This is a genomic window from Stenotrophomonas sp. YJH_SMC_40, assembly GCF_059368615.1.
In genome coordinates this window covers 229,547-248,243 of record NZ_JCAFRX010000008.1, presented here as the reverse complement: position 1 = coordinate 248,243, position 18,697 = coordinate 229,547, and the positions used below count along the sequence as shown (strand labels likewise).

Annotated in this window: 12 protein-coding genes and 2 pseudogenes; 6 read left to right on the top strand and 8 right to left on the bottom strand. The window is 64.9% G+C overall.

Features of this window, described 5'->3' with window-relative positions; genetic code table 11:
* The first annotated feature begins 87 nt into the window (after positions 1 to 87).
* Both AC5P6X_RS16615 and rpfF read left to right on the top strand, forming a co-directional pair.
* Positions 88 to 1,764, top strand: coding sequence for a long-chain fatty acid--CoA ligase (locus tag AC5P6X_RS16615; protein ID WP_012480081.1), 1,677 nt, complete (start codon positions 88 to 90; stop codon positions 1,762 to 1,764).
* Between the two features lie 200 nt (positions 1,765 to 1,964).
* Positions 1,965 to 2,834: a diffusible signal factor synthase RpfF gene (gene rpfF, locus AC5P6X_RS16610; RefSeq protein WP_032966706.1), complete on the top strand. Its 870-nt coding sequence runs from the start codon at positions 1,965 to 1,967 to the stop codon at positions 2,832 to 2,834.
* Positions 2,835 to 2,846: 12 nt separating this feature from the next.
* On the opposite strand, the gene AC5P6X_RS16605 is transcribed toward rpfF, so the two are convergent.
* From AC5P6X_RS16605 to AC5P6X_RS16570, 8 genes and pseudogenes are all read right to left on the bottom strand, one after another.
* Positions 2,847 to 5,570 carry a response regulator gene (locus AC5P6X_RS16605; RefSeq protein WP_108270022.1) on the bottom strand — a complete coding sequence of 908 codons (2,724 nt, stop codon included), beginning with the start codon at positions 5,568 to 5,570 and terminating at the stop codon, positions 2,847 to 2,849.
* A 1-nt stretch (position 5,571) separates the two neighbouring features.
* Positions 5,572 to 6,710 (bottom strand): annotated as a pseudogene (gene rpfG, locus AC5P6X_RS16600) (cyclic di-GMP phosphodiesterase response regulator RpfG).
* A gap of 205 nt (positions 6,711 to 6,915) precedes the next feature.
* Positions 6,916 to 8,427, bottom strand: coding sequence for a lysine--tRNA ligase (gene lysS, locus AC5P6X_RS16595; RefSeq protein WP_005413225.1), 1,512 nt, complete (start codon positions 8,425 to 8,427; stop codon positions 6,916 to 6,918).
* 218 nt (positions 8,428 to 8,645) lie between these two features.
* A complete protein-coding gene (locus AC5P6X_RS16590) occupies positions 8,646 to 10,286 on the bottom strand; it encodes an acetolactate synthase large subunit (protein ID WP_099605333.1) in 1,641 nt (546 codons plus the stop codon).
* 63 nt (positions 10,287 to 10,349) lie between these two features.
* A complete protein-coding gene (locus tag AC5P6X_RS16585) occupies positions 10,350 to 11,735 on the bottom strand; it encodes an NAD-dependent succinate-semialdehyde dehydrogenase (RefSeq protein ID WP_049449865.1) in 1,386 nt (461 codons plus the stop codon).
* A 702-nt stretch (positions 11,736 to 12,437) separates the two neighbouring features.
* On the bottom strand, positions 12,438 to 13,220 hold the full coding sequence (locus tag AC5P6X_RS16580) for a helix-turn-helix transcriptional regulator (protein WP_032966703.1): 783 nt from the start codon (positions 13,218 to 13,220) through the stop codon (positions 12,438 to 12,440).
* Between the two features lie 154 nt (positions 13,221 to 13,374).
* Positions 13,375 to 14,500, bottom strand: a protein-coding gene (prfB, locus tag AC5P6X_RS16575) for a peptide chain release factor 2 (protein WP_014037064.1) whose coding sequence is annotated in 2 segments (ribosomal slippage) — positions 13,375 to 14,424 and positions 14,426 to 14,500 — 1,125 coding nt in all. Because the reading frame shifts where the segments join, the coding sequence is not laid out codon by codon here.
* 144 nt (positions 14,501 to 14,644) lie between these two features.
* Complete coding sequence (locus tag AC5P6X_RS16570; protein ID WP_049448345.1) at positions 14,645 to 15,565, bottom strand: LytTR family DNA-binding domain-containing protein; 921 nt, start codon at positions 15,563 to 15,565, stop codon at positions 14,645 to 14,647.
* A gap of 176 nt (positions 15,566 to 15,741) precedes the next feature.
* On the opposite strand from AC5P6X_RS16570, the gene AC5P6X_RS16565 reads away from it, so the two are divergent.
* From AC5P6X_RS16565 to imm45, 4 genes and pseudogenes are all read left to right on the top strand, one after another.
* Positions 15,742 to 16,944 (top strand): acyltransferase family protein, encoded by a 1,203-nt coding sequence (locus AC5P6X_RS16565; RefSeq protein ID WP_088435741.1) that lies wholly within the window; start codon positions 15,742 to 15,744, stop codon positions 16,942 to 16,944.
* A gap of 9 nt (positions 16,945 to 16,953) precedes the next feature.
* On the top strand, positions 16,954 to 17,130 hold the full coding sequence (locus tag AC5P6X_RS16560; RefSeq protein ID WP_232015537.1) for a hypothetical protein: 177 nt from the start codon (positions 16,954 to 16,956) through the stop codon (positions 17,128 to 17,130).
* 168 nt (positions 17,131 to 17,298) lie between these two features.
* On the top strand, positions 17,299 to 18,453 hold the full coding sequence (locus tag AC5P6X_RS16555; RefSeq protein WP_099605335.1) for a hypothetical protein: 1,155 nt from the start codon (positions 17,299 to 17,301) through the stop codon (positions 18,451 to 18,453).
* A gap of 5 nt (positions 18,454 to 18,458) precedes the next feature.
* Positions 18,459 to 18,635: pseudogene (gene imm45 / locus AC5P6X_RS16550) on the top strand (Imm45 family immunity protein); the annotation flags it as partial.
* Positions 18,636 to 18,697 lie beyond the last annotated feature (62 nt).

The window sequence follows — 18,697 nt, the reverse complement described above, 5'->3', positions numbered from 1 at the left end:
CCTACGGCGGGGTATGCTGCAATGAACGGCCATTGTCGCTACGCTCAGGGCCGGAACCTAATACATCACGATTCCTGGAGGGGGAATATGAGTCTGGATCGTCCCTGGCTGCAGAGCTATCCGAAAGGCGTTCCCGCCGAAATCGACGTCAACGAGTTCCATTCGGTAGCTTCGGTCTTCGACGCTTCCGTCGCGAAATTCCGCGACCGTCCGGCCTACTCCAGCTTCGGCAAAGTGCTCACCTACGGTGAGACCGATGCGCTGGTCACCCAGTTCGCCGCCTACCTGCTGGGTGAGCTCAAGCTCAAGAAGGGTGACCGCGTCGCCCTGATGATGCCCAACTGCCTGCAGTACCCGGTGGCCACCTTCGGCGTGCTGCGCGCCGGACTGACCGTGGTCAACGTCAACCCGCTGTACACCGCGCGCGAACTCAAGCACCAGCTGGTCGACGCGGGCGTCAGTGCGCTGGTGGTGGTCGACAACTTCGGCGACACCGTCGAACAGGTCATCGCCGATACGCCGGTCAAGCACGTGGTCACCACCGGCCTGGGCGACCTGCTCGGCGCCAAGGGCGCGATCGTCAACTTCGTGCTGAAGTACGTCAAGAAGATGGTGCCCAACTACCACATCAAGGGCGCCGTCCGCTTCAGGCAGGCGCTCAAGCTGGGCAGCCGCCACGCGCTTCCGAAGGTCGAGATCGACCACGACGACATCGCCTTCCTGCAGTACACCGGCGGTACCACCGGCGTGGCCAAGGGCGCGATGCTGACCAACCGCAACCTGATTGCCAACATGCAGCAGGCGTCGGCGTGGCTGTCCACCTCGGGCATCGAGCCGGGCAAGGAAGTGATCATCACTGCCTTGCCGCTGTACCACATCTTCGCGTTGACCGCGAACGGCCTGGTCTTCATGAAGTTCGGTGGCTGCAACCACCTGATCACCAACCCGCGCGACATGAAGGGTTTCGTCAAGGAGCTCAAGGGCACCCGCTTCACCGCCATCACCGGCGTCAACACGCTGTTCAACGGCCTGCTCAACACGCCCGGCTTCGACGAGATCGACTTTTCTTCGGTCAAGTTCACCCTCGGCGGCGGCATGGCGGTACAACGTGCCGTGGCCGAACGCTGGAAGAAGGTTACCGGGGTGACCCTGGTCGAAGCCTATGGCCTGACCGAGACCTCGCCGGCGGCCTGCATCAACCCGCTCACCCTGCCCGAGTACAACGGCGCCATCGGGCTGCCGATCCCGTCCACCGATGCGTGCATCAAGGACGACAACGGCAACATCCTGGCGCTGGGCGAAGTGGGCGAGCTGTGCATCAAGGGCCCGCAGGTGATGAAGGGCTACTGGCAGCGCCCGGAGGAAACCGCCACCGCCATCGACGCCGACGGCTGGCTGCACACCGGCGACATGGCGAAGATGGACGAACAGGGCTTCTTCTACATCGTCGACCGCAAGAAGGACATGATCCTGGTGTCCGGCTTCAACGTGTACCCGAACGAGGTCGAGGACGTCATCGCGATGATGCCCGGCGTGTTGGAAGTGGCTGCGGTCGGTGTCCCGGACGAGAAGTCCGGCGAGGTCGTGAAGGTCGTGATCGTGAAGAAGGACCCGAATCTGACCGCGGAAATGGTCAAGGAACATGCCCGGGCCAACCTGACCGGTTACAAGCACCCCAGAATCGTAGAATTCCGAAAGGAGCTGCCGAAGACCAACGTCGGCAAGATTCTCCGTCGCGAGCTGCGTGATACGCCCGCCCAGTAAGGGTTTCCGGGCAACACGACAGTACAGGGGACCCCGCCGGAGACGGCGGGGTCTTTTTATTGCCGGAACATGGCCGACCCGGCGCTTGCGGGCGGTTCACGACGGGTGCATAGAATCAGTCGCCGCCGCATGTTCAGCTCGCCCCCTCACTCCTCTCCGTCCGCTCTGCGGTTGGCCGGACGGTCACACGGAGAACTCCCATGTCTGCAGTACGCCCCATCATTACCCGTCCCGAGCAGCACCCTACCCTGCGTATCACCGAAGAACCCGAGCGGGATGTTTACTGGATCCATATGCACGCCAACCTGGTCAACCAGCCAGGCCGGCCGTGCTTCGCCTCGCGCCTGGTCGATGACATCGTCGACTACCAGCGCGAACTGGGCGATCGCCTCAGCGCCTCGCACGCTCTGTCACCCCATGTCGTACTTGCCTCGGACAGCGACGTGTTCAACCTGGGCGGCGATCTCGAACTGTTCTGCCGCCTGATCCGCGAGGGCGACCGCGCCCGCCTGCTCGACTATGCCCAGCGCTGCGTGCGCGGCGTGCATGCCTTCCATGCTGGCCTGGGCACCCGTGCCCACAGCATCGCCCTGGTCCAGGGCAATGCACTGGGGGGCGGCTTCGAGGCCGCACTGAGCTGCCACACCATCGTCGCCGAGGAAGGCGTGTTGATGGGCCTGCCGGAGGTGCTGTTCGACCTGTTCCCCGGCATGGGCGCCTACTCCTTCCTGTGCCAGCGGATCAGTCCGCGGCTGGCGGAGAAGATCATGCTGGAAGGCAACCTCTACACCGCCAGCCAGCTGAAGGAAATGGGCCTGGTCGACATCGTGGTGCCGGTGGGCGAAGGTGTTGCCGCAGTCGAACAGGTGATCAAGGAAAGCCGACGCATCCCGCACGCCTGGGCGGCGATGCGTGAGGTCAACGAGATCGCCACCATGGTGCCGCTGCATGAAATGATGCGGATCACCGAGATCTGGGTAGACACCGCCATGCAACTCGGCGAGAAGTCCCTGCGCACCATGGATCGGCTGGTACGGGCGCAGGCCCGACGCAATGGCGACCCGGCCTGATCGTCTGGCGGGTCAGGACGGGCTGCGCTCGCTGTCGTCGCGGTGCGGTGCCCCCGCACTACGGGCAGCCAACGCATGCCTGCCGTTGCGCAGAGCGGTCGCCAGGTTGCTGAGGCGGGAGCTCCATTCACCCTTCAGCTGCCAGTCCGCCATGCGCATGATTTCGCCACTGGAGGCGGCAACCTGGACAAGCCCCAGGTTGCTTGCCACGCCGCGCAGCGCGTGGGCGTGCTCGCGGAAATCCTCCCAGGCCTGGCGCTCGCCGCAGCCCTGCAGCTGGCCCATGCTCGCGTCAACGTCCGCCAGGCATTGGTCGATGAACTTGCGTTCGAAGCCATCGCCCATGCCCAGCGACGCCAGCTCGTCCAGCACCGCGGTATCGAGCACGCCATCGCCGAACGGCAATGCAGGCACTGACTGGATGCCGGGTTCTGCGCGGGTGTTGGCGGCGACATCGGCCAGCACTTCCAGCAGGCGGGTGGCCACCACGGGCTTGGCAAGGAAGGCGCGGGCGCCGGCCTGCTCACAACGCAGGATGGACTCGGGGGTGACGTCTGCGCTCAGCACCATGACCGGAACGTAAGGCATGCCGCTGGCCTGCATCACCCGCAACTGCTTGAGCAGATCCAGTCCGCTCATGCCGGGCATGTGCAGGTCGACGATCGCTGCGTCGTAACTGGCCTGCTCCAACGCATCGAGCACTTCGGCGCCGCCGTTGACGCAGGTGACCTTGTGGCCGGCCTTCTCCAGCAGCCGCTGCAGCACCATGCGATTGGCCTCGTGGTCGTCGGCGACCAGAACCCGCAGGCTCCGCACCCGTGCACGATGGCGCAGGAAGGGGTTGGAAAACGCGATGACATTGCCGGCTTCAGCCACCTCGGACGGAACCGCCGGGGCTGATGAGGTGTCTGCGACGTCCAGCGTGATCTCGACCCAGAACACGCTGCCGCGCGGGCTGTTCGGCGCATAGCCGACCTGCCCGCCCATCGACTCGACCAGGCCCTTGGCAATGGCGGTGCCCAGACCGGTGCCTTCATGGCGACGGGCCAGGCCGACATCGCCCTGCTCGAACGCATTGAACAGGCGTCCGCGCAACGCCACCGGCACGCCGATGCCGGTATCGACGATCTCGAATCGCAGGCGCATCCGCTCGCTGCCCAGCGCATCGGGGCTGGAAACGCGCAGATGCACGTAGCCACTGTCGGTGAACTTGACCGCGTTGCCCATCAGGTTCAGCAGGATCTGCTGCAGATGCCCGGCATCCCCCAACAGGCGCGGCGGCACGTTGTCGTCCACCTGCACGCGATAATCCAGCGATTTGGAGCGGGTCTGCGGGGTCAGGATCAGGTTGATCGCCTGCAGCACGTCGGCCAGCGCGAACTCGTGCCACTCCACGCGCACCTTGCCGGCTTCGATCGCGGAGATGTCCAGCACCTCTTCCACCAGCGCCAGCAGGCTGCGGGTCGAGGCCTGGATGGTGTTCAGGCACTCGCGCTGTTCGTCGTCCAGGCGGGTGGTGGCCAGCACTTCGGTCATGCCGGCCAGCCCGTTCAACGGCGTGCGGAACTCATGGCTCATGTTGGCCAGGAAGCGGCTCTTGGCTTCGTTGGCCTGGCGCGCCTCGGCCACCGCCCGGGTCAAGGCATGCAGCAGCGAATCGAAGTACAGCGGAATCGCGCCCAGGCCCAGCAGCAGGCCCCAGCCCAGATAATCGTGGCCGCGCCAGTACGGCGACAGCATCACCGTGCACAGGAAGGCCAGGCAGCCCATGGCCGTGGCCACGCGCAGGTAGGTGCTGCCGTAGCGCATGCCGTTGCCGATCGTCACCCACAGCATCACCGCATACAGCGGTGCGGCCGGCTCGCCCTGGATGGTCATGATCCAGGCCATGCAGGTGTAATCGGTCAGCATGCCGATCACCCGGCGCACATGCGACACGCCCGGATTGACCAGGATCGCGGTCAGCAGGCCGGCGGAAATGGTCAGCTCGAAGGCGAGGATCAGCCACGTCGCCGTCAGCGCCTCACCGCCGCCGCTCAGCGAGCGCCATCCGAGATAGCTGATGAACAGTGCCGTGATGATGATGCGGATCAGGTTCTGCGCGTGCTCGCTGTCCTCGCGCCCGGACAGGCGCTGCTTGAAGCGGGCCAACAGCGAGCGCTTGTCGGATCCAGCGGCGGGAATCGTATCCATGGTTGGATGTCGCATCCTTCGGCGCAGCAGGGAGGAGCAGCACAACGGTACTGCCAGCAACCCCAACCACAGGGAAATGGCCAGCCCCAGGTTGGCCTGCCAATAGGGAGTCAACAGCACGGTAGTGCCGAAACTGACCATCGCCAGCACGATGGCAGCGGTCAGGTAACGCGGCCCGAAGCGCAGGCCGTTGCCCACCGTGACCCACATCACCACCGCATACACCCACGCCAGCGGCTCACCCATCTGGATCATGCCGATCGCGATCAGTCCGTAATCGGCCAGCATCCCGGCCACCCGTCGCGGGTCCGAGCGCTGCGGCCTCCACAGCAGCCAGCCGAACAACAGCAGCGACAGGCCCAGCCCGGTCACCGCCGTTGCCAGCGCGCCCTGGTACTGATCCAGCCGGTGCAGGCGGGCGCCGGACAACAGAACATAGACCAGGATCAGCGAGATCAGCACTACCCGCACGATCGCCTGGCCATGTTCCGAATCCGGACGCTGCGCCAGCCGACGCCTCACGCGTGCGAACAGGTCCTGCATGTCACCCACCCGGTCGCGTCGATGCCGTCGAGTGCTGGGCGCAGATATCCATCAACTGCTGGTGGCCGCGCATCAGCGCATCCACGCAACGCGGATCGAACAGTCGCCCACGCTGGGCGTACAGATAAGCCAGAGTGGCTTCCATGGTCCATGCTTCCTTGTACGGACGGGGCGAGATCAGCGCATCGAAGACGTCGGCGACAGCAACGATCCGGCTTCCAGCGGAATCGCTTCGCCGACCAGGCCGTCGGGATAGCCGCTGCCGTCATAGCGCTCGTGATGGCGCAGCGCGATGAGCGCACCCACCTGGATGAAACGGTTCTGGCTGCCACTCAGCAGCTCGTGGCCGATGCGTGGGTGCCGGCGCATGATCGCCAGCTCCTCGTCATTGAGCTTGCCCTGCTTGAGCAGCACCGCGTCGGGAATGGCGATCTTGCCCATGTCATGCAGCGGCGCCGCCATCTCGATCAGGCGCACGTCGTCTTCGGGCAGGCCAAGCTGCTCGGCGATCAGCCCCGCAACGCGCGCCATGCGTTCGAGATAGGCGCTGGTGCCGGCATCACGGAACTCGATCGCCCGCGCCAATCGCGACAGGGTCTCGCGTTCGCGTTCCTCGACCTCGTGCATGCTGGCCAGCAGGCGCTGCTCCAGCGACAACGCACGTTGCTTCACGTTCTCGGTCTGCTGGCGCAGCTGCAGCAGGTTGTAGCAGCGCGCGCGCAGTTCGCGCGGGCGGATCGGCTTGACCAGGAAGTCGATGACCCCCGCTTCCAGCGCCGCCTGGCGGATCGGCTCGTCGCCGACCACGGTGATCAGGATCACCGGGATATCGCGGTGCTTGGGCAGGCGCCGGAATCGACGGGCGAACTCCAGCCCGTCCATCTCCGGCATGCGGTAATCGAGCAGCAGCAGGTCGACCGGGTGCGCCTCGCACCAGGCCAATGCGGTCAGCGGATCACCGAAGTCATACACGCTCAGTTCCGGCGCGATGTCTTCGATGACGTGACGCAGCATCGTCCGCGCGGACGTCTGGTCGTCAACAATGACGATGTTCAACGCGTACTCCGCCTGGTTTCTCGACCATGCTGGATCATCAGCAGGCGAGGATACCCTGCTGCTGCGAACGCTCGCACCCTGCATCGGCCCGACTCCCGTGTCATGCGTCCCGGTTCATGATCGTCATCACATTGTGAAGCGGACTCTCCACAATGCGCACTCCCCCTGGCGCCGATCAAGCCATAACAGACGTCAAGGTAGTGCATTAACGATACGCCGAGCGCGGGAGGCGTCAATCGCGCCGTCTCATTTCGCGACGGCGCGCACAAACAGGAGTCAAAAAGACGACTTACTGCTCCGGACGCATGTACGGGAACAGCAGCACGTCACGGATCGAGCTGCTGCCGGTCAGCAGCATCACCAGGCGATCAACGCCGATGCCGAGGCCGCCGGTCGGGGCCATGCCGTACTCCAGCGCACGGATGTAGTCGGCGTCATAGTGCATCGCCTCGTCGTCGCCACCCTCCTTCGCGGCCACTTGGGCCTGGAAGCGCTGGGCCTGGTCTTCCGGGTCGTTCAGTTCGGAGAAGCCGTTGGCCAGCTCCTTGCCGTTGACGAACAGCTCGAAGCGATCCGTGTAGCCCGGGTCGTTGTCATTGGCACGGGCCAGCGGCGAGACCTCGACCGGATGGTCGGTGATGAAGGTCGGCTGGATCAGGGTGTGCTCGACCGTGGCCTCGAAGATTTCCAGCAACAGCTTGCCCCAGCCGTAGGACGGCTTGACGCGGATCTTCAAGCGCTCGCAATGGCGCAGCAGCGCATCGCGGTCAGTGCAATCAGCGGCCGAGATTTCCGGGTTGTGGTGGCGCACTGCCTCATCCATGCGCCAACGACGGAACGCCGGGCCCAGGTCGATCTTCGCGCCGTCCCATTCCACTTCGGTGCCACCGTTCACGGCCTTGGCCACATCACGGATCACACCCTCGGTCAGGTCCATGATTTCGTTGTACGTGGCATAGGCCTCGTACAGTTCCATCATGGTGAACTCCGGATTGTGGCGGGTGCTGACGCCTTCATTGCGGAAGTTGCGGTTGATCTCGTACACGCGCTCCAGGCCACCCACGGTCAGGCGCTTGAGGTACAGCTCCGGCGCCACGCGCAGGTACAGGTCCAGGTCCAGCGCGTTGTGATGGGTGGTGAACGGCTTGGCCGCCGCGCCGCCGGGGATGTAATGCATCATCGGCGTCTCGACTTCCAGGAAGTCGCGGTTGTCCAGCCACGCGCGCATGGCGCGGATGATCTTCGAGCGCTTGATGAACACTGCGCGCGATTCCGGGGTCACGATCAAATCGACGTAACGCTGGCGGTAGCGCTGCTCGACGTCGGCCAGGCCGTGCCACTTGTCCGGCAGCGGGCGCAGCGACTTGGTCAGCAGGCGGATCGACTCGGCCTTGACCGACAGTTCGCCGGTCTTGGTACGGGTCAGGCCGCCTTCGACGGCGATGATGTCGCCCACGTCCCAGCCCTTGAAGGCCGTGTAGGCATCGCCCAGCACCGCGCCCTGCAGGAACAGCTGGATGCGGCCGGACTCGTCCTGGATCTGCGCGAAGCTGGCCTTGCCCATGATGCGCTTGGCCATCAGGCGGCCGGCCATCTTCACCTGGCGGCCGTTGCCTTCCAGCGCCTCGGCGGTCCAGGTCTCGGCATCGGCGAATTCTTCCTGCAGGCGACCGGCGAAGTCCTCGCGACGGAAGTCGTTCGGGTACGCGATGCCCTGCCCACGCAGCGTTTTGAGTTTCTCGCGGCGCTCGGCGATCAACTTGTTTTCGTCAACGGGGGGGGTATCGGTAGCTTCGCTCATGGATCTGCGGGAATCGTGTAGTGAGGGGGGATGTTGCACCCGGCACAGCCGGTTGCCCAGCATACCAAAACCGCCCTGCCCCGGCCTTGGGCCGGGCCCGCCCAGATGGCGGCCAACCTTGGTTGGCGGTCCGTGTGTCGACCAAGGTCGACACCTACCGGATTCCGGGGAACCGATGCCCCGGTAGTCGCCAACCTTGGTTGGCGCTCGTCCCGGCGTCAACCGTTCCCAGGGAACGCCTGCCGCAGCTCGTCCACCAGCACCCGCTGGTTCTCCGAGTAATCAACCGGCACCGACACCAGGTGCACCCCGCCCTCGTTGAAGGCCGCCTCCAGCGTCGGGATGAACTGCTCGATGGCGGTCACCTCGTGGCCCTTGCAGCCGTAGGCTTCCGCGTACTTCACGAAATCCGGGTTGCTGAAGGTCATGCCGTAGTCGGTGAAGCCATCCACCGCCTGCTTCCAGCGGATCATCCCGTAGGCGCCGTCGTTGAGGATCAGCACCACCAGGTTCAGGCCCAGCCGGCGCGCGGTCTCCAGCTCCTGGCTGTTCATCATGAATCCGCCATCACCGCACACCGCCAGCACCCGCCGCTGCGGATACAGGATCGAGGCCATGATCGCCGACGGCAGGCCCGCACCCATGGTCGCCAGCGCGTTGTCCAGCAGCAGCGTGTTGGCCACCTGGGTGCGGTAGTTACGCGCAAACCAGATCTTGTACATGCCGTTGTCCAGCGCCACGATGCCGTCCGGCGGCATCACCTGGCGCACGTCATGCACCAGCCGCTGAGGAGTGAAGCCGGCCTCCTCGGCACGGGCGGCCAGGTGCTCCAGGATGGTCGCGCGCAACGGCAGCAGCGCATCGGCGTTCGGCACCGCGCCTTCGATGCGGTCGGCCAGCTGGGTCAGCGAGCGGCCGATATCGCCGATCACTTCCACCTGCGGGAAGTACACCTGCTCCACCGCCGCCTGCGAATAGCCGATATGGATCACGGTCGGCCCACCCGGGCGCATCACGAACGGCGGCTTCTCGGTGACCTCATGGCCGATGGTCACGATCACATCAGCCTGGTCGATGGCCATGTGCACGTAGTCGCGCTCGGTCAGCGCCGCGGTGCCCATGTACAGGCCCGAACCACCGGCCACCGCGCCCTTGCCCATCTGCGTGGTGAAAAACGGGATGCCGGCTCGCAGCACGAACGCCGACAGCGCCTCGCTGGACTGCGGCCGCGACGCCGCCGAAGCGATCATCAGCAACGGTCGCTTGGCATTGCGGATGATCTCCGCCGCGCGGTCCAGCGCCTCCGGACTGGCAATGGGACGATCCACCGCATGCGGCGGAATCAGCGCCACGTCCCCGACCTCATCAGCCGCAATGTCCTCGGGCAGCTCCAGCAGCACCGGACCGGGCCGCTCTTCCAGCGCCGTGCGGAACGCCTCGCGGACGATGGTCGGGATGGTGCGCGCCGAGACGATCTGCCGCGCCTGCTTGGTCAGCGGCTTCATGGTGCTGACGATGTCGACGATCTGGAAGCGCGCCTGCTTGCTGGCAACGATGCCCTTCTGGCCGGTGATCATGATGACCGGCCATGCACCGAGCAGCGCATAGGCCGCGCCCGTGGTGAAGTTGAGCGCGCCCGGGCCGAGCGTGGCCAGGCACACGCCGGGCTTGCCGGTCAGGCGGCCATAGGTGGCTGCCATGAACACCGCCGCCTGTTCGTGGCGGGTGATGACCAGCTCGATGCTGGAATGGCGCAGCGACTCGACCACGTCGAGATTCTCTTCGCCGGGAATGCCGAAAATGCGCTCGACGCCTTCGTTCTCAAGCGCGGCGACAAGCAGATCTGAACCCTTGGACATTGGAATGCCGTCCTTTTCGCTGGACTGGTGATGGATCGTTGCAGGAAGGATGGAAGCTGCGCGTCAACGCTTGTCGAACCATACCGTCTGCGCGTTGACGAATTCGCGGACGCCGAAGTGCGAGAGTTCGCGGCCAAAGCCGCTCTTCTTCACGCCGCCGATCGGCACGCGCGGGTCGGAAGCAGAGAAGCCGTTGACGAACACGCCGCCGGTCTGCAGCCGGCGCGCCAGCTGCATCGCACGGGCGCGGTCGCCGGTCCACAGGTTGCCGCTGAGACCGAACTCGCTCTGGTTGGCCAGCTCCACCGCATGGTCGGCATCACGAGCGCGGCTGATCGAGGCCACCGGACCGAAGGTCTCGGTATCGAAGGCCTGCATGCCCGGCTCCACGTCGGCCAGCACGGTGGGTGCGTAGAACGCGCCCGGGCGATCCAGCTGATGGCCACCGACCAGCAGCTTCGCGCCCGCTTCCACCGAGGCGCGTACCTGCGCATCCAGCTGTTCCAGCAGGTCCTGGCGTGCCATCGGGCCAATGCGATTACCCGCTTCACGACCATCGCCGATGGTCAGCGCCTGCGCCTTCTGGCAGAACTGCGCCACGAAACGGTCGTATACCGCGTCTTCAACGATGATGCGCTTGCCGGCGATGCAGACCTGCCCGGTGTTCTGGAAGCGCGAGGCCACCGCCGCATCGACGGCCGCATCAAGATCGGCATCGGCCAGGACGATGAACGGATCGGAACCGCCCAGTTCCAGCACCACCTTCTTCAGCGCCTGCCCGGCCTGGGCAGCAATGCTGCGGCCGGCGGCCACACTGCCGGTCAGGGTCACCGCGGCGATGCGGTCATCGGCGATCGCGCGGCTGGTGCCCTCGCGGCTGATGTTGGCCGCGATGAAGGTGCCCTCCGGCAAGCCGGCATCGCGCCAGGCGGCATCGAGCAGCTGCGCGGTACCGACGATGTTCTCGGCCGGCTTCAGCAGGAAGCCGTTGCCGCCCATCAGGATCGGCACCGCCGCGCGCATCACCTGCCAGTACGGGAAGTTCCACGGCATGATGCCCAGCACCACGCCCAGCGGCAGGTAGGACACGTAAGCCTTGTCGTCGGGCACCTGGGTCGGTTCGTCGCGCAGGAACTGCGCACCGTTGTCGGCGTACCAGTCGCACAGCACAGCACACTTCTCGATTTCGGCCAGCGCTTCGGCCTGGACCTTGCCCATTTCGGCGGTAGCCAGCGCGGCCAGCTTTTCACGGTCACGGCGTAGTACCGCGGCCATCGCACGCAGTACGTCTGCGCGCTGTTCGAGGCTCTTGACGCTCCAGGCCGCAAAGCCGACCTGGCCGCGATCCAGGATTGTTTCCAGCTCGGCGTCGGTGGCGAAGGGATGGCTGGCGATCTGCTGGCCAGTGGCCGGATCGCGGGAAATGGCGGTGGTGGGGGCAGCGGACATGCAGGGCTCCTGTTGTCTCGACAACGGGCGGTGGCCCGTCTCCTGCACAGGAATGTGGACCCGAATGGCGGAGGCAACAAGGCGTCTGCTTATCCTGTGACCCGCACTTACCTGTCTGAATGGGGGGTATCGGCAGGGCTGCGCCCTGCACCCGCCGAAGCCAGAGCAACGTCAACGGCAGAAGCTGGCATTCCGTGGGTTGGCGGGGTGGGTCCGGTTGAGGGGGGCGCTGCAAGTACGTCCATGTAAGCTCGGTCGCCGCATCCATGCGGCTCACGCCCCCTCAACCGGACCCACCCCGCCTTCGACAGAGTTCAGCGATCTGTCGGGACGGCGCTCTGCGTTGCTGTTGGTGGGTGTCGACCTTGGTCGACACAGTAGACCCACGCCATGCGTGGATGACTCATTCGATATCTGAGAGAAAAATCGTGTCGACCAAGGTCGACACCTACCAACAGCCGCGCGGAACAAAGCCGCAGTTGCCAACAGCCGCGTGAACCTGTCGAAGGTGGGGCGGTGTCGGCGTGCGGGGTGTCAGCCGCATGGATGCGGCTGCCAAGCCTACACGGACGTACTTGCGGCGTCCCCGCACGCCGACACCGCCCCGCCAAACCACGGAACCTAGCTCTGGCTCTGGCTCTGGCTTTGGCTTTGGCCGTTGCATTGAGCAGGTGCAGGGCTGCAAGCCCTGCCGAACACCCCCTACTTCCGCGGCAGGTAGGTCACCAGGGAAAGGTCATGCCGGCTCTCCGGCACCAGCGCCACGTACTGCAGGTCCAGCAACCCGCGCGTGGGATGGTTCAGCTTCTTCGCACCTTCATCGAACCGACGCACATCGTGCTCCGGCCACCACTGGCGGAACTCCTCGCTGTGCGCCGAGATGTCCTCGACCAGCGCCAGGAACGGGGCCTTGTCCGGCGCCTGCGCCATCGCCGCACGGAAGCCTGCCAGCAGGCCGCGGGTCATTTCTTCCCAGTTGAGGATCAGCGTGCGGTACGGCGGGTACAGGAACATCAGCCGCAGCGTATTGCGCTCGTGCGGTGCCAGCTGGCTGTAGTCCACGAACAGCTCGGCAATGGCCGGATTCCAGGCCAGGATGTCGAAGCGGGTGTTGCGCACGTACGCCGGGATCGGCTGCATCGCCTCCACCAGCTGGCGCAGGCCGTCGGTCACACTCTCGTCCGGTGATTCCAGCGGCACGCCGTAGCCGGACAGCGCGAAGGCATAGGCGCGTTCGTCGTCGCTCATGCGCAGCACCTGTGCCAGGCGCTCAAGCACTTCGGGAGAGGCGCGCACTTCACGACCCTGCTCGATCCAGGTGTACCAGCTCACGCTGACCCCGATCGCCAGCGCCACTTCCTCGCGCTTCAGGCCCGGGGTGCGCCGCCGCCCGGCCGGCAGACCGAGCGTGGCGGGGTCGACACGGGCGCGGCACGCCTTGAGGAAGCCGCCGAGTTCCTTGCGTTCACTTTCGCTGCGCATCATCGCTACCGCCGTACCCGTTGTAGCGTCGAGCCATGCTCGACGCATCTGCTACTGCGCCAACAGCAGCCGAGCATGGGCTCGGCTCTACCGGAAGCGTGATCAGCCACCCTCGGCGTTGCGCACGAGGGTGACGATATCCGCGCAGGCGCGCAGATCAGGCATCGACGCGCTTGGAGCCCACGGCCAGGCCGGCCTTCAGGCTGGCCTCGACGAACTCGTCCAGGTCGCCGTCCAGCACCTTCTGCGTATCCGAACGTTCGATGCCGGTACGCAGGTCCTTGATGCGGCTCTGGTCGAGCACGTAATTGCGGATCTGGCTGCCCCAGCCGATGTCGGACTTGGTCGCTTCCACGGCGTCCTTTTCGGCGTTGCGCTTCTGGATCTCCAGCTCGTACAGCTTGGCGGCCAGCATCTTCATCGCGTTGTCGCGGTTCTGGTGCTGGCTGCGGCCGGTCTGGCAGGCCACCACGATGTTGGTCGGGATGTGGGTGATGCGCACCGCCGACTCGGTCTTGTTGACGTGCTGGCCACCGGCACCGGACGAACGGTACACGTCGGTGCGCAGGTCGGCCGGATTGATGGTGATGTCGATGTTGTCATCGATTTCCGGCGACACGAACACCGAGGTGAAGCTGGTGTGGCGGCGGTTGTCCGAGTCGAAGGGCGACTTGCGCACCAGGCGGTGCACGCCGGTTTCAGTCTTCAGCCAGCCATAGGCGTAGTCGCCTTCCACGCGCAGCGTCGCCGACTTGATGCCAGCGACGTCGCCGCCGGAGACTTCCATCAGCTCGGTCTTCCAGCCGCGCGATTCACACCAGCGCAGGTACATGCGCAGCAGGATCTCGGCCCAGTCCTGGGCTTCGGTGCCACCGGCACCGGCCTGGATGTCGACGAACGCAGCGGCATTGTCCATCTCGCCGGAGAACATGCGCTGGAACTCCAGCTTCTCCACGTGCGCCTGGTGCTTGTCCAGGTCGGCGACCACCGCCAGTGCGGTGTCCTCGTCCTGCTCGGACTCGGCCAGCTCGAGCAGTTCGGTGGCGTCGTTCAGGCCATCCAGCACCGAGGCGATGCCGCCCACGGTCTTTTCCAGGCTGGAACGTTCGCGGCCCAGGTTCTGGGCGTACTCGGCGTTGTTCCAGACGTCGGGGCTTTCCAGCTCCCGCGTTACTTCTTCAAGACGCTCTTTCTTGGCGTCGTAGTCAAAGATACCCCCGAAGCGACAGCACGCGATCAGTCAGATCGGTGATGCGCTGGCGGACAGGATTCAGTTCGATCATGTCGGCGGTTATGCATTCAAAAGATGACTGCCAATGATACCGCAGGCCGGGGGCGCCCGGAATGAGGGACCAGGCCCGCAGCTGGGAGCCAACCACTGGTAGACCCGCCTCAGTAGAGTCGACTGTCAGTCGACTGCTTTTCATTCAGGTTGCGGTGGAGCCCGCGCTGCGCGCGATAGTCGACCGACAGTCGACTCTACCCGCGCCCGCGCCGCCCAGCGCCTGCCGCAGGACCGGCAGCTGGCGCCGGCTGCAGGGCACTTTGGCTCCATCGGCCATGTGCAGCAGGGCCTCGCCTCCGTCCAGCGGCTCGATCGAGCGCAACTGGCCGCGATTGATCAGCCAGCTGCGATGTGGGCGCAGGAACTCGCCCGGGTCCAGCCGCTGCTCCAGCACCGCCATGGTGATCCGCAGCGGGTAGTCGTGCCCGCGCACCCGCAAGTTCACGTAGTTGCCCGCCGACTGCGCGTACTCCACATCTGCGGTGGCAACCAGGAATTCCTTGCCCAGCTTGCGCACCAGGAAGTGCTGGGGGCGCTCGACCGGCTCCACCGGCGGGCCGACGTCGGGCTCGGCCAGCAGGCTCGCTTCGCCCTGCCTGCGCCTGCCGAACCAGCTGGCAAAGTGCTCGAGGGCCACGAACATCGCGAACGTGCGAACATCCTTCAGGTACTCGTAGGCAAAACGCTCCAACAAACCGGCATCGTCCTGGTAGCGGTAGCCCAGCGACGCGTAGGCCAGATGCCGCAGCAGCATCATCCCCATCACGTGCAGCAGCGACCAGCCGACGCTGGCCAGCAGATACAGCGGCAACCGCCGCCTCCAGGTATCGGCATGCAGCGGCCAGCGCTCGCAGCCCCACCACAGCAACGGCAGGGTCAACAGGATCAGGGCGAGGCTGCTGAACTCCCAGATCATCGGCTCCCACAGCCCAAGATCCGCGCCGCGGCGACTGGCGTCCATCACTTCCACCAGCGCATTGGTCACTGCCGAGGCCGACAGGATCGCCGCCCATACCAGCAGGCGAGTTGACGTACGCCAGCGCGATGGTCGGCCCTGGGTCATTGCTGCATCCATGTCGTTGCGGTGCTCCAGCCTGCCTCAAGGGACCAAGGGTAGCGGCTCCATTGGTCCCACCACCCCCGCCATTGGTCACTGCGTCGGTTCCAGCGGCCCCTTGCCAGTCGCCGCAAGGATCCGGACGGCGTCACCTTGGCTCGACCTTCCGGCACACCTCCACCATGACCCGACGCCACGACATCGACGCCCTGCGCGTGTTCGCCTTCGCCCTGCTGATCCTCTACCACACCGCCATGGCCTATGTGGACGACTGGGGCTTCCACCTCAAGAGCATGCATACCGCCGAATGGCTGCAGTGGCCGATGCTGTTCGTCAATCGTTGGCGGATGTCGCTGCTGTTCCTGATCTCGGGCATCGCCATCGCACTGATGCGGCCGGAAGGCAGGCTGCTGCGCTTTGCCGGCCTGCGCACGTGGCGGCTGCTGCTGCCCCTGCTGTTCGGCATGTTCGTGATCGTGCCGATCCAGCCCTACTGCGAGGGCGTGGCCAACGGCCACGTGGCACCCGGCTTCGGCCACTTCCTGCTGCGCTATTGGCAGGTGCGGCCGTGGCCGGAAGGGAGTTTCGCCGGTTGGCAGTACGGCATCACCTGGAACCACTTGTGGTACCTGGCCTATCTGTGGAACTACACGCTGGCCCTGGCCCTGTTGATGCCATTGCTGGGAAGGCCGGTGGTGCGCCGCGCGGTGGCGTTCTGCGCTGCATCGCCGATGCTGCTGATCGGCCTGCCGTCCGCCCTGCTGCTGGCCTGGGTGATCTGGCTGGAGCCGATCTATCCGTCCACCAATGCCCTGCTTGGCGACTGGTACCAGCACGCCAAATACGCAACGGTGTTCCTGGCAGGCTACCTGCTCGGTCGCGAGCCGGTGTTCTGGCAGCGTGTGGTCGCCCTGCGCCGCACCACGCTATGGCTGGCGCTGGCCGCGATCGCCTGGTATCTGGGGTTGCGCATCCTCGGCGAGGTACTGCCGGCTGATTCCTTGCTGCGGCAATGGCCTGAAACGTTCTGGGACCTGCAGGGCCGCACCAGCCAGTCGCTGTACGTCTGGACCGCCCTGCTGACCATCCTGGGCTGGGGCAAGGTCGCCCTCGACCGCCCGTTCGGCTGGCTGCCGTACTGCACCGAGGCGATCTATCCCTGGTACGTGCTGCACCAGAGCCTGATCATCGTGCTGTTGTTCTGGCTCAAGCCGCTACAGCTGGGGCCGTGGGCCGAACCGGCCCTGCTGCTCGGCGGTACCGTCGGCGGCTGCCTGCTGATCCATGAACTGCTGATCCGTCGTTCGCGCTGGCTGCGGCCGCTGTTCGGCCTGAAAGCCGATCCGCTATCGTCACCGACGGTACGCGCCGCGACGGCGCAATGAGGACAACGGATGTTCCAGACCCATTGGCACCTGTGGCTGCAGCAGACCTTCGATGCCGGCTGGGTGCTGTCGCAGATGCAGTTCGTCAGCCTGCTCGGCTACGAAACGGCCTATACCGCGCTGATACTGCTTTGCGCGTTTGGCGGGCGACTCCGCGCCGGGTTGTGCGTGATGCTGGCTGCCTAGGCGGCGGTGTGGCGCTGGCGAGGCGGATTCCGCGTGGGACCTGATACGGGCAACGGATACGCGCCCCTTCACGGCATTTGCAACTATTCGCATTGGATGTTCCACATCGCCCTGCCAGCCTAGGAGGTCGCCTTCCCGCCAGAAGGCCCCTTTGCCTGGAGACCTGCAATGGATCAATCCGACCTCAAGCTGCTGGTAGCCTTTGTTGACTCAGAAGAAGCTGCGCTTGCTGAGAAGCGTCAAGGCGACATTTACCCGGCTTATCACTACCAACTCGGCGTACTTGCACCGAAAGCAGGTCGCCACCTGTCTGGGGACATGCTGCAACGCTTCTACTTCCACTGGCTGCGAGTGGGGGACTGGAAGGTCGCCGGACTTCCCGAAAAGGATCTACCGGCACTGAGTGCCGCCTACCGTGAACTCACGCGGCTTCCTGTTGGCTATTACTCGCGCCTGCCAAGGCTCGGCCTTGAGCATCTTTTCTGCTTCGGCTTCGACGAGAACGGCGAGCTCCCAAGTGGCTCTCTTGGCAGCGCGGGAGAGCTCAAGCAGCGCGTGCGCCTGGTCGAGCATTGCAGAAAGTACCAGTCGTACTACGCCCAACGTGACAAAGTGGAGAGATTTCTGCCCTATCGCAGCTTGGCACCACAGGTCCTCGAAGCCATTCAACACGTTCAACACGATGCCGAACAGCTCGACAGCATCCTGTACTGGGGCATGATTCTGGTCACGTTGCTGGATACTCGAACCCGCCTCGGCGCGCTGCGAATTCAGCTTGATCGCGATCACGCAGGGAGCGCAGCCCGTGAACGATTTCTCTCGCTTCTCCACTACACAGCGATGGCAGCCCAGCCGCATGGTCCTGAAGACCCGGCGTTCAACACCCTCTGCGAACAGCTGTCGACACTGCACAACGAGCGCGTCATGGCAGGCGCCGCCATTCAGTTGGTCCAGAGGCAGGCATGGACAGTGGAGAACATCCGAGACTGGAACGCGCGTATCACGCTGTATCAGGATGGCGAGTACAGCTCCCAGAACGGCCATCCACGTGTCAGCCTCACTCTCAGCAGCTGGCCCGATAGTTCGTGGTCGATCAGTTTGTCCGCAGGTGATGGAACGTACGAGGCATATGGGGACCGGCCCATCAGCAATGACCTCGAACTGCCGCCAATTACAGGCGTCAATCTTGCACAGTTCCCACAATGGATCAGGCAGGTCAATGCACAACTGGGCATCAATCTGGCACCAGGCAAAGGCATGGTCGCCAGCGCGCACAAGAACCGCGTGCTGGCAAAACAGCTGGATAGCTGGATACGCGGTTAGAGTAAATGGCCGGGTGGCGCTGGCGCGATGGATTTCGCGTCAGTACCGGCTCGATGAATAAGGCCGGATTGATTTTGGCTCTTCTGTCGCCGGAAGCCGAGCATCCGAATCTGCGTGGCGTGCGTACTGAGTGGCTCGTCTCGGAATGGGCACACTGGATCTACCCGGAGTGCCCGGTCGGAAAAGTCCGGGTCCTCCGCTCCTATCCTGCACCGCTTGCGGGAGAAATGCAGAGTCGAGCAAG